Annotated in this window: 15 protein-coding genes; 3 read left to right on the top strand and 12 right to left on the bottom strand. The window is 40.6% G+C overall.

Translation table 11 applies throughout. The features are described 5' to 3' along the window. Position 1: 1 nt before the first annotated feature. Positions 2-604, bottom strand: a complete 603-nt coding sequence (locus ACZ8ZH_RS03040; RefSeq protein WP_086210777.1) for a CoA pyrophosphatase — start codon at positions 602-604, stop codon at positions 2-4. 124 nt (positions 605-728) lie between these two features. Between ACZ8ZH_RS03040 and ACZ8ZH_RS03035 the strand changes: the two genes are divergently transcribed. Then, positions 729-1,277, top strand: coding sequence for an NUDIX hydrolase (locus tag ACZ8ZH_RS03035; protein WP_162622349.1), 549 nt, complete (start codon positions 729-731; stop codon positions 1,275-1,277). A 54-nt stretch (positions 1,278-1,331) separates the two neighbouring features. On the opposite strand, the gene filF is transcribed toward ACZ8ZH_RS03035, so the two are convergent. The 6 genes from filF to filA form a co-directional block, all read right to left on the bottom strand. Further along, positions 1,332-3,251, bottom strand: a complete 1,920-nt coding sequence (gene filF, locus ACZ8ZH_RS03030; RefSeq protein WP_119064968.1) for a putative pilus system protein FilF — start codon at positions 3,249-3,251, stop codon at positions 1,332-1,334. Positions 3,252-3,270: 19 nt separating this feature from the next. Continuing rightward, entirely contained in the window at positions 3,271-4,506 is a 1,236-nt protein-coding gene (filE, locus tag ACZ8ZH_RS03025; protein WP_162900310.1) for a putative pilus assembly protein FilE, read from the bottom strand. A gap of 5 nt (positions 4,507-4,511) precedes the next feature. Next, positions 4,512-6,176, bottom strand: coding sequence for a putative pilus system OmpP1/FadL family transporter FilD (gene filD / locus ACZ8ZH_RS03020; protein ID WP_110975636.1), 1,665 nt, complete (start codon positions 6,174-6,176; stop codon positions 4,512-4,514). Between the two features lie 12 nt (positions 6,177-6,188). Next, positions 6,189-7,307 (bottom strand): putative pilus system protein FilC, encoded by a 1,119-nt coding sequence (filC, locus tag ACZ8ZH_RS03015; RefSeq protein WP_119064975.1) that lies wholly within the window; start codon positions 7,305-7,307, stop codon positions 6,189-6,191. Between the two features lie 64 nt (positions 7,308-7,371). Beyond that, positions 7,372-8,205, bottom strand: coding sequence for a putative pilus system C39 family peptidase FilB (filB, locus tag ACZ8ZH_RS03010; RefSeq protein WP_119064976.1), 834 nt, complete (start codon positions 8,203-8,205; stop codon positions 7,372-7,374). 185 nt (positions 8,206-8,390) lie between these two features. Next, complete coding sequence (gene filA / locus ACZ8ZH_RS03005) at positions 8,391-9,344, bottom strand: putative pilus system protein FilA (RefSeq protein WP_119064970.1); 954 nt, start codon at positions 9,342-9,344, stop codon at positions 8,391-8,393. A 254-nt stretch (positions 9,345-9,598) separates the two neighbouring features. Here filA and pabB point away from each other — a divergent pair, with 254 nt between their 5' ends. Further along, positions 9,599-10,948, top strand: coding sequence for an aminodeoxychorismate synthase component I (gene pabB / locus ACZ8ZH_RS03000; protein ID WP_119064971.1), 1,350 nt, complete (start codon positions 9,599-9,601; stop codon positions 10,946-10,948). A 72-nt stretch (positions 10,949-11,020) separates the two neighbouring features. Here the strand turns inward: pabB and hisC are convergent, their stop codons facing one another. Next, entirely contained in the window at positions 11,021-12,112 is a 1,092-nt protein-coding gene (hisC, locus tag ACZ8ZH_RS02995; protein WP_119064972.1) for a histidinol-phosphate transaminase, read from the bottom strand. 174 nt (positions 12,113-12,286) lie between these two features. Further along, positions 12,287-13,588 carry a histidinol dehydrogenase gene (gene hisD / locus ACZ8ZH_RS02990; protein ID WP_162900311.1) on the bottom strand — a complete coding sequence of 434 codons (1,302 nt, stop codon included), beginning with the start codon at positions 13,586-13,588 and terminating at the stop codon, positions 12,287-12,289. Between the two features lie 175 nt (positions 13,589-13,763). Between hisD and ACZ8ZH_RS02985 the strand changes: the two genes are divergently transcribed. After that, the gene (locus tag ACZ8ZH_RS02985; protein ID WP_119064973.1) at positions 13,764-14,108 is read left to right on the top strand and encodes a nuclear transport factor 2 family protein; all 345 of its coding nucleotides are present in this window, start codon (positions 13,764-13,766) and stop codon (positions 14,106-14,108) included. Between the two features lie 73 nt (positions 14,109-14,181). On the opposite strand, the gene hisG is transcribed toward ACZ8ZH_RS02985, so the two are convergent. Genes hisG through ibaG form a run of 3 tightly spaced genes read right to left on the bottom strand, consistent with a single transcriptional unit; the run spans position 14,182 to position 16,397 of the window. Further along, positions 14,182-14,883 carry an ATP phosphoribosyltransferase gene (gene hisG, locus ACZ8ZH_RS02980; RefSeq protein ID WP_004984172.1) on the bottom strand — a complete coding sequence of 234 codons (702 nt, stop codon included), beginning with the start codon at positions 14,881-14,883 and terminating at the stop codon, positions 14,182-14,184. Beyond that, positions 14,880-16,139 (bottom strand): UDP-N-acetylglucosamine 1-carboxyvinyltransferase, encoded by a 1,260-nt coding sequence (murA, locus tag ACZ8ZH_RS02975; protein ID WP_086210787.1) that lies wholly within the window; start codon positions 16,137-16,139, stop codon positions 14,880-14,882. The genes hisG and murA overlap by 4 nt, the downstream gene beginning before the upstream one ends. A gap of 6 nt (positions 16,140-16,145) precedes the next feature. Beyond that, positions 16,146-16,397 carry a BolA family iron metabolism protein IbaG gene (ibaG, locus tag ACZ8ZH_RS02970; protein ID WP_004695019.1) on the bottom strand — a complete coding sequence of 84 codons (252 nt, stop codon included), beginning with the start codon at positions 16,395-16,397 and terminating at the stop codon, positions 16,146-16,148. Between the last annotated feature and the right edge of the window lie 124 nt (positions 16,398-16,521).

Genomic DNA, 16,521 nt, shown 5'->3' with positions numbered 1-16,521 from the left:
CTTACTTGGGCAACCGAAATGTCGGTGAATTGACTAAAAATGGCCATTCTTTATGGTAGTCCAAACCATATTGAAACAATGCAACTAGCATGCGCGCAGTGAGTCCCCACACAATTTCATTTTCCACCCGCATACTGGGGAAATAGAGCGACTGATGAGCAAAGCGAACTTCATAAGGCACCGCAGGTACTTCCATCAGTTGTTTTAACGAGGCAAAAAAAATACGATCAATTTCTGTCGGTTGAGCCACCAGTTCAACTTCAGGTGGAATCAGGCCAACTACGGGTTTAACAAGCATGCCATTACGGGCTTTTTGCATCGGCAAATCACCTAATAACTGTACATCAAAAGGATTCAATGCCGTTTCTTCATAGGCTTCACGTAAGGCGACGACAATATTACTGGTATCTTGAGGGTCTCTTTTCCCCCCTGGAAAAGAGACCTCTCCAGCATGATTAGATAAATAAGCTGAGCGACGAGTCAGTAGAACTTTAGGATTTGCTTCATTGGTGATCGCGATTAACACAGCTGCATCTGCCGATTTAATTTTTCTTGAAAACCGTAATTGTTGTTGCAATATGTGTGTTAATGAGTGTTCATCCATTCCACGTCATCTCTAATCTTTCTTTTTTTCATCATAGCTGAATTTCATACTGAAAAAAGAGAAATGATGCCAAAATTTAATTTTTCAGTTATGCTGAGTCTGAACTTTATCATTGATGATGAATATGGACTTTTGTAGCAATTGTGGGCAGAAAACAACAGAACAAATCCCTCTTGGTGACCATCAATTGCGTCGTGTTTGCACCTCATGTAACGCTATTCATTATGTTAATCCTAAAGTGATTTGTGGTGCACTTGCACTTTGGGAAAATAAAGTCTTATTATGCCGTCGTGCCATTGAACCACGTTATGGTTTATGGACCTTACCCGCAGGTTATATGGAATTGTTCGAAACCATGGAGCAAGGCGCTGCACGTGAAACGCGAGAAGAAGCTGAAGCTGAGGTAGAAATCGAACAATTGTATTGTATGTACAATATTCCACGTATTGGTCAAATTTACGTTTTATTTAAAGCAAATTTAGTAGATGGTAAATTTGGTGCAGGCGAAGAAAGTATTGAATGCCGTTTATTCGAAGAACATGAAATACCATGGTCAGAGCTAGCTTTTCCTAGTGTTGAACATACATTACGCCATTATTTTGCTGACCGTAAAAGTAATCTCTTTACGATGCATCTTGAAACACTGGGCACACGTTTAGACCATACAGGTTAATGTTCATAGAAATAAAAAAGCCCATCAGTGATGGGCTTTCATCTTTATACTGGGTTATTTCTGTAAGACACGATAACAATCTGCTATCTCAATAGAAACATCACCTTCACGGAAAGCTGCTGCTGCGCGATTGGCAACATTATTTTTCTCATAATACGCATTTAAATACGATTTGTAGATATTGGTCCATTTCACACCCGCACCACCAAAATCACTAAGTGAAATATAAGCACTTTCATTGGCATTTGCAGAGAGTAAATTCGCCAAATTAATACGTGCTCCACCACTCACTGTAGAGCTTTGTTTCCCATTACTATCTACGTCAGTAACAATATTCGTATTTACACCAATAGCCACACCATCAATGCTTTCAAATGTTGGATTTGCCAATAGAATTCGGAACGTTACGGCTTTATTTGTTGTATCGGTTGCCCCTAATGTCCCAATCCGATATTGCACTTGATTGGTACCAGTCATCAGCGTTTCACTTGTGCTGGTCAGTGGTGTGCAAGCTGTTGCCTTATTGGTATTGGACTGCATATCGGTACGAATATCTCCCGACTCATCAATTGCAATTCCTAAAGTCACTTTTTCACTCGAATCTTTGCCAGTAAAAATCAAATTAGCATAAAGCGGGAAAATATATTTCTGACCAGATTCAACATTATTTTTAGACTTAAAAACATCATTATCTAAATAGCCAATCGGGAAAATCTTAAATACATCAAAGGAACCCTTAAAAATATCCGTACCATAATTTTGTTGCCATAAACCATAAGAAGATGGGCTACCTGTTGTCGACTTCGTAAGTTGCTTGTAGAAACTCTCTGTTCCAGCAATCATATAATCGTTAAAAAGCTTGCCCTGATTAATGGTAAAGTCACTAGAATCAGGGTCACTCAAATTAAATTTAAAGGGTTGTTGAATGCTTTTAGTCAACGGGCTAATCCACGATGTTTGCGCCAATGCATTCATTTTGACTGGTTCAATATTTTTCAGTAAATCAACAGTGACACTCGTTGCCAAATCGCTCCCTAGTTGTTGTTTTAATGGACCACGCCACTGTACCCCTGAGCCAAAAGTATAACCTTGTCGATCCGTTAAAATTAAAAAACTACCAATTAAATGACGAAGGTTGGCGGGATTACTTTTACAGTCAGTAGCATTACAGCCATATAAGCCTTGCGGTAAGCCAATCCCTGTACTTTCAGACAATGCATTTGTAAAGATTGGAAAGTCGGCTTGATAAGTCGCTGAATTATTCATCAGAACCAATGTTTGCACCACTTTAAAAGCATCATCATTACTAATTTGACTGACATCTATCCATGGTTTAATTTTATCTGCATAGGCTCCTGACACATAATCATCTGCAGAAATAGAAGCCAAAAGTTTAGAAAGCTCTTCTTTCTTAGCAGTTGGGATACTAAAAGGTTGCACATCTCCAGCTACCCCTGCACTACGCTCTATTCCAAGTGCCTGAAAAATTTTTGCTAAAGACATCGCAATTTGTACAGTTTTATCTGCTGGACTTAAACTCGTTGCAGCTATACCACTATTGATAGCTTTTGCCATATTTAAAATACTGAGGCGGGGAAGAGCCGCTGAAACAGTACTTACATTACCAATCTCAGACAAGGGAACTGTACCAAGTTCAACTTGCTTATCTGAACTTCCTGTCAAGAAAAAATGAACTTTGTCGCCTTCAGAGCAACGCCCTGTTGCTGCATTGGTTTTCGGTTCTATGAGTGTGATATAGGTATTATCAGGATCGCTACTACAAACAAAATTGATCCCATCAATAGGATAGTCTAAAGCAAACTCAACACAATTTTTGTCCTGAACTAAGCAACTGCCATTAACAGAATTCACGTGGTTTGGCTCTGATTTCACATTTGCACTTTCACCACCACAACCCGTCAACGCAACCATCAAGGTGGAAAAAGTAAACGGCCATAACATTTGTTTTTTCATTTTCGTACTCTATTTATTTTTAGCGAATTGCGATGAGTTTTAACTGTCCATGATTGGTTAACACTTTATGCTCAACATCTATAGCTGAGGAAAGTGGGGTCAAAAGTAAATAATGACTTTGCTCAGGTACATGTAGAGTTCCTGCGATCATTCCATGAGATAACATTGAAGATGAGTTCTCATCGTTTTTAAATCCCCCCGCTCCCTCAATGACACAGGCCTTTTCATCTAAAAACACAGCAAAAGGCCAATAAAAGGTAGGATCATTTTGTCTTGAGGCATAAGAATTCAATTGAATATTTTGAACATTGTTCTCAATTTTGATAATTTCGAACTCAAATTTTTCTTTTAACGGTTTTTTTGGCCAAACGTTAATATCACGATTAAACTGCAAAGTTTTGGCTTTCTCCACCTTCTTATCGTTGAAACAAATTCGTCCCAAACTCTCAATCGTGTCTTGTTTAGGCATTCTGTAATATGTCGATGCAAGCACAATCGGTACTAAGTTTTCTTTTTGTTTCGGTTTCAATATGGAGTTCAGAACAGACTTACTTACCCCTTTTTCTCGTTCAATAACCTGAAAACGGGTAGCTCCTGTTTTATGGTCAATGACCCCCTCAGGCATAGTATAAAAACGTTTTTTACCCTCCAAATTAAATTCACGATCTTCCAAATATTCATTTCGTACATACTCGGTACCATCCATTTGGTTAAACATTGTTGACGGTACAGGTGCCACTTCATTGGCTACCGCAGCTGTGGTATTTGCTTTGATCACAACAGGTTGAGTTATTTGTAAAGCCTCTTGCTTTGCCTTTACCAACGGGCTTTGCTCGACCGTTTTTTGCTGTCCTTGAAATTGGTTTTCATGCTGTAGCTGTTCAGCATGAGGAGGAACTGAGGGATCTACTTGTTTCACTCCAGGAACACCCTTAGCTTGGGTTACACCTGCTTTAATCGTATGTGCTTGCTGTTTAATCACTTGTTGTTGAGGTTTCAATGGTACTGACTGTGGTGAAGACGTAGATAGACTAGACTGAGGTATGACTAGGTTTACCTCTGGCTTCATAACGTCTATACGTTTGGTTTCTTGCAGGGGTGGCTTCGCTTGCACCTCATTTGCTTTGCGTTGAACAACCATCGGTCTTCCATCTGGACCAATAATCGTAAAAAACTCGCCCGCAAAACCAATACTAAAAGCACAGCTCAAGATATAAAATGATGTAGACAATAAAATCCGTTTTCTTGTATTCAATGTGCTTACCACCTTGATCTATAGTTCAACCCTAAAATCGTAATGGTTGTATCTGTTTTTACATTCAAACCCGCGTATGGATTTAATAAAATATTATTCACCCCAGTTTGGTTCGCTAAACTACTGGTATTTGCTGGAATTTTATCTCGGCTTTGTAAAAATCCAATCGACAAATCCACATCGGTATCTGCATCAAACCGATAACCTACACCTAAACCAAACAAACGTGCATTATTAATAGGAACCATAGTGTTTCGCTTACCATCTGGAATTGCACTGGTGCGTGGCTCATAACCAGCGCGGAGCTTCAAACGGTCTGTAACGGAATATTCAAGCCCAATACCATAGTTCCATGGTGACTCAAACTCTAAAGGCAGTGCCAAACTATTATCTGTAATATTTGCCGAAAGCAGTTTTGCAATTTTGAGTGCTGAAACTTCACGATCGAACTCAAACTTAAACTTATTCCATGCTCTATAATCAGTCCAACCGACATCAATATTCACTTGTAAATCAGGTAAAAGCTTATACTTAATCCCTGTTTGGAAATGTGCAGGATATTCCAACTCCATTGACACTAAACCAGACTCACTTGCTGGTATAGAGTTTGGAAAACTTAAAATTGCAGCTAAAATTTGCCCTGTCGGGGATGACATTAAACCATTAATCAACTCACGTGGTGCTTTCGTATTTTCAATGTGATAGCGACCTTTCATCCTCATTTTGGCAGCACTCTGATAAACCACACCAAAGCTAAAGTCTTCTGTTGGCTCCCAAAGCACACCTAGGTTATAGGATGGACTCAGTGTCTGCTCAACTGAAAGATCTAATTTTCCAAAAAGCCCAAAAGGATTCATTCCCTCTTTGGCATTACACATACCCAATAATAAAATATCGGTAATCACATCTGAATTTTCTTTGAATGGTGTACATACAACATCATCTATCATTCTTAGCATCCCAATTAACTCATTGGGAAAACGCAAATCATTTTTCAATGCTAGCGCTTGATATGACATACCGATTGAACCACCAATCGAAAGTTGATCATTGATTTGATAAGCCATAGATGGAGATAAATATGTAATCCGCTCTAACGCAACCTGTTGCCCCATAAAGTTACCAGGATTGCCATCTTCAGCCCCAAAGCCTGCAATTAAAGGTGCATACATTGCGGTTGCAAATGTCATTTTGGATCCAGGAGGGGTATAGGCAATACCCGCCGTAGGGGCAGCAACTGGCATACCTTTACCTAAGTCCACCATTTTCTTTAAGCCTGGGACATATAGGCTTGGGTATTCAACATCTCCTCGAACTGGGCCTTTAAAATCAGTACAAATATCAGCATCAACCTCAGGTCCATCGTTACAGACCATTGGGTCATCAGAATAACCAAAAACGTTATAACCAGCTGGAACAGTAAATTCTCGCTCGATATTAAAATCAGCAACAATTCCTTGTACATCTGTCTGCAAGCCTTCAATCTTGGTTAAGGCTGCTGGGTTAAAATGAATCGCACTGATTCCAGGAGGATCAGCGGTCACAGCATTCCCCATGGACAAAGAGCGAATATCAACTGATAGGTTTTGCCCTAAAGCGGCAAAGGTAACACTAGAATAGCCCGTTAATAATATGGCAGACACCAAAGGGCTAAGTCGAAGATTGTTCATACGACTGCCCTTTTATTTAAGCTTTTTTCCAAAACCAAGAATATCTAACGGGAAAGATAAACCGAGTGATACATCAGGTGCATCTTCGGTCAAACCTAGACCGACCGTGCCATTCACAATTGTTTCAGGTGAAACACGTACCCCAAGTGAAATAGCAAACGTTGAACTGGTTTGATCTGCTGGGGAATAACTTTCACCAGAGCTATACTTAAACTCCGCACCCGTATTGAAACTCTGTTGGTAGGACATCGTCATTGATACATCGTAGTTAAACGAGTAAGCAAAACCTACGGCAAAACCACCACTAATTCCAGGTTCAAATTCTTCAATCACGCGGCTACCACGGCGTTGATCTAAACCAGACTCTTTAAAACCATAGTTAGCAGAAACGGAGGCAAACAACACCACAGGATCAATGTACTTACGTGTACTTGCTCCAACACCTGCCGAATAATATCCTTTACCCGTTGCTAAGTCTGAAGTGGCATTAATTTCATAAGGACTATCGCCTGTTTTAGTCGAAATATTACCGAATAAAATCAAAGGTAGACGACCAGCTTTAAGTGGGAAGGGTTCCCAACGAGCACCAAAAGAAATATCCCCTAGCCCAGCCGTAGAGGTATCTTTTAATAAATCTGTTTTAGCAACCAAAGGCAATGAAGCCGTTAAGGTTAAGTTATCTCTCAAACCATATTGGGCTGTGAAGGTATTGGTCAAACTATGAGTTGCATTTTCTTGGACACGAAGCTGATAAAGCTGTCCTTGTGCCATTTCCAGATCGAGTTGAGTATCTCGGTAGTAGGTATAATCAATGTCGTAATAAGATGAAATTTCACCTTGTTTAATCAATGAATATTGACGTTCATTAGAAGTAAATACTTCTTGAAGATTCGTCTCTTTGGTTGCATCTCCTTCCTGTTGTTGTAAAGCAGAAGAAGCTGCTTGCTCATTACTGCCACTCTGAGCAACCACTTGTGCTTCAGATACAGTAGTATCTTGAGGCTGAGCAGTCGCTTGTTCTACTGCAACATTCTCATTGACAGCTTCATAGCCCCCCAAAGTTGGTTCTTCTGCTGCATAAGCCACCCCAAGAATCATCTGCACACTTACTGCGAGCAGTGTCTTATTCATCCATTTATTCATCATTGTCCCTTTACCTACCACCAATTGTTCTTGTTTTAATTTTTTTCACACTTTATTTGTTTTTGTAATAAAGCCTGAGAAAATTATATGTCGGCTGTCCATAGTATTCCGACTCTTTATTTTTATTGCGCTCTAGGCGAATTGTTGAGGCCCGATCAGCTGTTTTTTCCATGTAATGTTGAGGGTATTGGATATCGACCAATGCATAACGATTGACAGTAGCATCATCGACATGTCGCATATCAGCCTCTTGTAAAGCCAACATATTTTTTCGTTTCTCAGGGGCTACATTAATTAAAAACAGTGTGTTGTTTTCCCAAATATCCTTAAAACGCTGCTCATCAAAACTAATGTTTCCCAGTGCAGGATCAGCAACATACACACGACCATCTTTATAGCCCTTATACACAACAAAGTGCTTAAAACCGGCATAAGAAATTGGAACAATTGCGGGTTGACCCTGTTTAACCAGATCCTCAAACTCCCCTTTATATCCTCCACTTTCTAGACCAAGTGCGGTCACAAAACGCTTCATATCCAATAAAGAAAAACTACGACGTTCAATGATGCGCTCATACTCCCCATAGCGAAGCAAGCCATCCATAGTTTGCTGTTCTGTAAGTTGAGCACCGACATAACCATTAATGAGTGTCGTCAGTGCAGCTGAACCACAACTATAGTCATAGGCTTGACGAACAATGCCTCGAAATTGGTCTTCGACAGCAGGATTAATTAAGACTGGTTCATGGTGCATTCTTGTAAAAGATGCATTCCGAGAATCTAGAACTTCAGTATAGTAAACCGCTTCCGCAGGTTTCTTCTTTATATCAAAGGCTTCGGTGGCAAAGTAATACATCATTGCTGAGCCCAATGCGATCTCTAACATAGCTTTTACTTTTTTTAATAATTTAGGCATCCCGCCCATTTTTTGTTTTTAGAGTTAATACTCTATATCCATACATTCAAGAAGATACTGCGTTTTCTTAAAAAAAAATAGTCTTTTTTGCATTTTTTATGAATATATTTTAGAAAAAAAGCGCGTGAATTCACGCGCTTTTTTTAGTTCTAAGCTTAGTGCCCAGAAATAGTAATCACAGCACCTGGCATATATACACCAGCAGCAGGACTAAAGTATGTTTGCATACCTTGAACTTCTACATCACCCATTGACGCAGCACTACGGCTACCTAAATGCACACCTTTAACATAAGTATCGTGCGCACCGCTTGTGCTAATCATACGAATATAACCCTTATTCGCACCTTCTTCACCAATCACGCTAATTTTTTGATTTAGCGTTAAATCAAGAGAGTTAGCATCTGCAACTTTAATACTTTCAACAAAGATTTCACCTGCAGCACGTGTTGCTGTTTTCGTTGAGTTATCTAAGATACCCAAGTCTTTAATTTCTAAACCACCCACCATCGTTGCGTTCAATTGGATCATTGCGCCTTGCGGTGCAGCACCCAATTGGATATTTGCAGACATTGGACCCGTTTTAAGTGATAAGCCACTTAAGATTGGGTTTACAGTACCTGTACCACCACGACGGATAGATGTTGCCCCTGTTGTTGGTATATCAGCTGAAGCCACGACACCAATTTGACCAATTTTAATATCTAAACCAGAAACTTGAGCTGCAACGTTAATAAATGCATTACCGCCGTTTGCATCAGAGTCAATTTGTAGATCAGCCAAATTACGAGAAGGCAGTAAGTATGCTCCCGCGTTGTCATAGTTTGCACCGATAATAATACCGTGATTTTCGAGCACATCACCCGCTTTACCATTTCCTTGAATCACAATAGCACCAGCTTTGGCAGTACCGCCATTTGCAACTGCTAGACCATCATTATCGTGGACAAAGACTTTACCAATTTCGATTTTAGAAATACCGATGCCGATATTTAAACCATCTTGACCTGTAGCGGCACTGAGCGAAGCGTCATCCATTGCTTGCATTGCCATTGCATTTGCACTGATTGCCATTGAAGAAACTAAAGCAAGTTTAGTAATAATTTTCATCTTGTTCCTCTCCTAAGAGCTTTATTTTTGTGATACCAGTCACTCGATGTTAATTACTGTTTTTTTTATTTTGACCCAGTATCAACATCTATCCTTGAGTGACCTAACTGCCAGAACTAAGTTATATGTGCGTGCTTTTTTGATCAACTGCTGTTGGTCGTAATCCCCAGCTTACCGATAAACGGTATTTACGCTGTGCACATACTCACAATGCGGTAAAATAGACTGAATTTTTTGACTCTATTTGCGTTAGCATGACTCTAAACCCATCATTTAAAAAGACAATCTGTGATTCCAGCATTTCAGTATCAAAACTATTACATGCCTTGAATGAACTCACGCAGTTAGTCTATTTACAAAATGTAGATGCACCTGTCATTGCTTTCCTGCCTGAGCGTTATCAAGTTTTTCAGGAAAAACAGCACTTTTTCTTTCAACGTACTGCTGATTTTTGTTACATATCTGATGATCAGGCAAGTGAACTTTCTACTGAAATCAAACCAATATCTACTTCCAAAACAGATTCTTTCAATGGGGGGATGATTGGATTTATTAGTTATGATTATGCAGCACAAAAACAAATTAACATTCAAATCAAGTCTCAACCCAGCTTATTTTTAGGGCTATATAGCACTTATCTCAAATGGAGCAATGCAGGCTGGGTCTTTTATAGTACGGATCCGCAAGCAGAACGTATTTTCAGCAAAATAGAACAATGCATCAGTACAATGCCTGTTCTTCCCTCGCCTTTACAGCTTCAATCCACATGCCAAGCTCGCTGGACCCAAACCCAATACCAGCAGGCATTTCAGCAGGTGCAAGAGTACATTAAAGCGGGCGATTGCTATCAAATTAATCTCACACAAGAATTCACAGCTAACGCAGAAGGTCAGTTACTCAGCGCCGTTGAGCATTTTTGGAAACTCACGGATGCACCCTATTCAGGATACTTACGTCTTGATGATTTTGAACTTCTAAGCTGCTCTCCTGAACTGTTTATCGACTTTAAAGAACAGCGGAAAATTGTCACAAAACCAATTAAAGGGACAATGCCCCGCTATGCAGATCCAATATTAGATGAACAATCAAAACAACGTTTGATGGCTTCAGAAAAAGACCAAGCTGAAAATGTAATGATCGTAGATTTATTGCGAAATGATTTAAGCGTTTATGCTGAAACAGGTTCAGTCAAAACACCTAAGCTGTTTAATATTGAAAGTTTTAACCAAGTCCACCACATGGTCAGCGAAGTTGAAGCCACACTTAGAGCAGATATTCATCCCTTTGATGTTTTACTCTCTGCACTGCCCGGTGGCTCAATTACAGGTGCACCTAAAATTCGGGCTATGCAAATTATTGACGAGCTGGAGAGTGCTCCACGTGGAGCGTACTGCGGTTCAATGGGGTATTTTAATTTCGATGGTACAGGCTCTTGGAACATTCTGATTCGCTCAATCCAAAAATCACAAGACAAACTTTCACTTTGGGCTGGTGGCGGAATCACCATTGCATCAGAGTGTGAGGCTGAATATCAAGAATGCTTTGACAAGGTCTCCGCCCTTCTTAATTTACTCAATACCTTTGTAAAACAGGATGTCGAATAGCCACCAAAATAAAAAAGTGAACCTTCACATCAATGAAGGTTCACTTTTTCCACGGGCAAATTCACTGAAAAGTTATTTTAAAATATCATTTTTCAATGTATCGACAAGACGCTGATTTTGTTCATCAGTTCCAACCGTGATACGTAAAAACTGGTTAATACGCGGTTTATTGAAATAACGTACAATAATACCTTGTTCGCGTAATTCAGCTGCTAATTGTCCCGCATCTTTGCTAGGCAATGATGCAAAGATAAAATTGGCACTCGATGGCAAAACGTTAAAGCCCAGCGCGGTCAATTGTTCAACCAATCGTTCACGACTCTTTATGACTTTTTGATTTTGTGCTTTGAAATAAGCTTGATCTTCAAATGATGCAACCGCAGCGGCAATCGCAAAACGGTCCATCGGGTAAGAGTTAAAGCTATTTTTCACCGCCTCTAAGGCAGCAATCAAATGTGGCTGAGCAATCGCAAAACCTACACGTAAGCCTGCCAATGAACGAGATTTTGAAGTCGTTTGACACACCACCAAATTCTCATATTTTTCCACCAAACTGACCGCAGACTCTGCACCAAAATCGACATAAGCTTCATCAATCACCACGACTGAATTTGGGTTAGCTTGAAGTACTTCCTCAATAGCTACCAAACCGATATCTATACTGGTTGGTGCATTTGGATTGGTGATAATAATGCCACCATTGGCTTGCTTATAGTCATCCATCACGATTTCAAAGTCATCATTAAGTGGCAAAATTTTGGTTTTGACTCCAAAAAATTGGCTATAAACAGGATAAAAACTATAAGTAATATCTGGATAAAGCACAGGCAGCTCTTGCACAAAAAAAGCTTTAAAAATATGCGCTAAGACCTCATCTGAACCATTTCCGACAAAGACATTTTCAACGGCAACATGTTGTTGTTTCGCAATCGCCTGCTTTAACGCAGAAGCATCTGGATCTGGATATAAACGCAGTACATCTGCAGAATTTGCCAAGACCGCTTGAACTGCTTCCACTACTTTTGGTGAAGGTGGATATGGGTTTTCGTTGGTATTGAGCTTCAATAAGTTTTGAATTTTCGGTTGTTCACCTGGCACATACGGTTCTAATTCGCGTACTTCAGGGCTCCAAAAACGCATTTGTTCTGTAGTAATGTTAGACATTGTCTATCTCATTTATGCACTCAACTTACTTTTCTGTAAGCCCTTTCCTTCTAGGAGAGGATTTGGGAAAGGTTTATGATGTCCCAAACTGAATTAAATATTTTCCCCTCTCCTAACCTCTCCCATAGGGAGAGGAACATTCATTACTGAACAAATGAGGGATCTAAATTTATATTATTGATAACGATAACGTGCTGAACGCGCATGCGCATCTAAGTTTTCTTGTTGCGCTAAGATATCCGCAGTTTTCGCCAAAGTTTTCACACCTTGCTCAGAGCACATAATCAAACTTGAACGCTTTTGGAAATCATAGACACCCAGCGGCGAGGAAAAGCGTGCTGTACCTGAAGTTGGCAAAACGTGGTTTGGCCCTGCACAATAGTCACCAATCGCTTCTGGGGTATAACGCCCCATGAAGATTGCGCCTGCATGGCGAATATCTTCGGCCATTTCCTGCGCTTCGTCTAGGCAAAGCTCTAAATGCTCAGGCGCCACTTGATTAATCAGTTCAACAGCTTCGGCACGGTCTTTCACAAGCACCAATGCACCACGGTTGGCGATCGAAGTACGTGCAATCTCCGCTTTAGGTAAAGCTTGTAAATGTGCTTCAATCGCTTGTTCTACGTCATTTAACAACTGTGCATCTGGCGTGATAAATACAGCTTGCGCCACAGTATCGTGCTCAGCTTGAGACAATAAATCCATCGCCAACCATTCTGCATTATTCACGCCTTCAGCATAGACTAAAATTTCAGACGGCCCTGCAATCATGTCGATACCGACCTGACCAAATACTGCACGCTTCGCTGCAGCCACAAAACGGTTGCCCGGCCCTGTAATTTTATCCACCGATGGAATCGTTTCTGTACCATAAGCTAATGCTGCAACTGCTTGTGCCCCACCAATAGTGAAGACACGATGCACACCAGCTAAATAAGCTGCCGCCAACACCAGCGGATTCAACTCGCCGTTTGGTGCAGGTACAACCATAATAATTTCAGGTACACCTGCGACATGTGCAGGTACAGCATTCATCAATACTGACGACGGATAAGATGCCAAACCACCCGGTACATAAATCCCGACACGGTCGAGTGGTGTGACCTTTTGTCCGAGCGTATTGCCCAAGGCATCCACATAAGTCCAGCCTTCTTGCTTCTGTGCTTGGTGAAACTCACGAATACGATTTGCTGCAAGCTCTAAAGCTTCGCGAACTTCGCTACTCAAACCATCAAAAGCGGTTTTTAATTGTTCTTGAGTCAGCTCTAAATCTGAGAATTGATGCGCGGGATGTCGATCGAACTGTTGAGTGAGTTTAAGAACATGAGCATTACCATGCTGACGGACATCAGCAATGATTTGATCTACGGTTTTTAAAAGTTCTGGGTCACTCACGGTTTCAAAAGCCAACAAATCAGCAAAGACTTGTTTAAAGTTCTGATCTTGAGTCGATAAACGTCGCATCAATTTATCCACAATGAAAATAAAGGGAAGCTTTAGTTTACCTTGTTTCCTTTATTTTGTGGGCAACAATCCTACAGCTTAAGATAGAGTTTAATGAAAAATTACTTTTAAGCGCATCGGCAAATAAGTAGAAATCTTATTTTTGAACTAGAATGATTTTAAGAATTAAAAAAATAGGTGAACGTTAATGACGATTACAGATATAGCCCAAAGCTTTTCCATCGGGCAATTCAGCCAAGTTCAGCCGTATTTTTCACAAAATATTGTATGGGAAATCATCGGCGAGCGACAACTCTCAGGCATCGACCAAGTTCTAAAACATTGCCACTCTATTGAACATTATTTTAAGCGCATATCGCATGAGTTCCAAATCCAAGCGGTTCATCAAGTAGCTCATCATGTAATTATTCAAGGTGAAGCGCAATTCCATGATGCCAAGCAGACATCCCGAGTTTCTGCTTGTGATGTCTATACCTTTGATGCTTTAAATCAACTGGTTCAGATTCAATCCTATTGTATTTCAATCCAATAAAAATATTAAAAATGAGTACGTACAAAAAAACCGCCATCATAGATAGCGGTTTCTTTAAACAAAAAAGATCAACTTATTTGTTTTTTAACGCTTCACGTTCAGCGACTGCTGTTTCTAACTGTGCAAGAATTGGGTTTAACAATGCTTGCTTACGCTTGAAACTTGCCTTGTTCACGATCAAACGTGAAGAGACTTTACAAATTTCTTCCAAAGGTTCTAACCCATTGGCACGTAAAGTATTCCCGGTATCGACCACATCAACAATGTAATCGCCCAAACCCACCAACGGTGCAAGTTCCATTGAACCATACAACTTAATCACATCGACTTGCTCACCTAAGCTTGCATAGTACTGACGGGTTAAATTTACATATTTGGTGGCAATTTTTAAACGCCCTTTGGGACGCTCCATGCCAACTTTACCTGCGGTCATCAGTTTACATACTGCAATTTTTAGATCGAGTGGTTCATAAACGTTTTGCGCGCCATGCTCCATAAGCACGTCTTTACCCGCAACACCAATATCAGCCGCACCATTTTCCACATAGGTAGGTACGTCAGAAGCACGTAAAATTAAAATACGGACTTGTTTATGGGTGGTGGGGAAAATTAACTTACGTGATTTATCAGGATCTTCCAGTAAGTTAATTCCAGCCGTTTCAAGTAAAGGCAGGGTTTCTTTTAAAATACGACCTTTACTCAATGCCAATGTTAAACCATGATCAAAATTGCCCATTACGTCAAAATTTGGATCATCGTTTCTCATATCGCTCATGAACTTACTCGCTTAATTTGGGCGCCTATACCTTGTAATTTCGCTTCGACATCTTCATAACCGCGATCAATATGATAGATACGATCAATCAACGTCTCACCATCCGCAGCAAGTGCCGCTAACACCAGCGAGAAAGAAGCGCGTAAATCTGTTGCCATCACAGGTGCTGCAGAAAGTTTCTCCACACCCGTCACAACAGCATCATTACCCTCGACCTGAATATTGGCACCCATACGTGACAATTCAGGTACATGCATAAAACGGTTTTCAAAAATCGTTTCTGAAATGGTGGCAAAACCACGGCCAATGGCATTGACTGCCATAATCTGTGCTTGCATATCGGTTGGGAAGTCAGGATGTGGAAGCGTTTGGAAACTCACTGCTTTCGGGCGTTTACCCATCATATCCAGTTCGATCCAATCATCACCACGGGTCACTTCTGCGCCCATTTCTTCAAACTTTTCTAAAACAGATTCCATCAACGTTGGATCAGTATGTGTAGTTTTTACACGACCACCTGTAATGGCCGCAGCAGCCAAATACGAACCCGTTTCAATCCGGTCAGCAACTACAGCGTATTCACAGCCATGTAGTTTTTCAACGCCTGTTACCACTAAGGTATCAGTGTCTAAACCTTCAATTTTTGCACCCATCGCGATCAACATTTTCGCAAGGTCAGTAATTTCAGGTTCACGTGCCGCATTGCGAATCGTAGTCACACCATCTGCCAATGCCGCAGCCATTAAGATATTTTCGGTACCACCTACGGTCACCATATCAAAAACGACTTCGCCACCTTTCAGACGTCCATCGACTTTAGCGTGTACATAACCCGCTTCAACTTCAATTTCTGCACCTAAAGCTTCTAAAGCTTTTAAGTGTTGATCGACTGGACGCGAGCCAATCGCACAGCCCCCCGGCAAAGATACTTTTGCACTACCATAGCGCGCCACCAACGGACCAAGCACTAAAATAGATGCACGCATGGTTTTCACCAACTCATACGGTGCAAACTGATTGTCCAATGTTGAAGTATCTGCAGTGACCGTATCCCCTTCATAGGTCATGGTAATCCCTAAACCACCAATCAACTGCACTAAAGTATTCACATCTTTTAAATGTGGCACATTGGTAAGCTTGGTTGGAGTTTCAGGCAAAATCATTGCTGCAAGCAAAGGCAAAGCAGCATTTTTAGCACCCGAAATACGGACTTCACCTTCGAGCTTAGTGCCACCTTGAATTAAAAATTTATCCATCTAGTATTAAGCTCCGAATAAGCTTGCTTTACGCCATTCTTCTTTAGTCATTGCACGAATAGTCACCGCATGCACTTCGCCACTTGCGATATAAGAATTTAATGGTGCATAAACAGCTTGCTGACGCGCAACAGGACGCTTGCCTTCGAATTGATCATCGACAATACGTAAGTCAAACTTTCCGCCTTGCCCACTAACTGCAACCTCAGCTTCAGGAAAAGCAGCTTTTAAAATTTCAGTGAGCTGTTCACTATTCATCACAAAGACCTCTTATAGGACCAACGGTGTAAAAACCTGCCATTTTACTATAAATCTGAAAAATAAAGCATTAGACCCATACACTTTATATATAAAAAAAGAGGTTCAAAAAAACCTCTTTTTG

This window comes from Acinetobacter sp. SW-226, from assembly GCF_055632855.1.
This window is presented reverse-complemented; position numbering and strand designations above follow the sequence as displayed.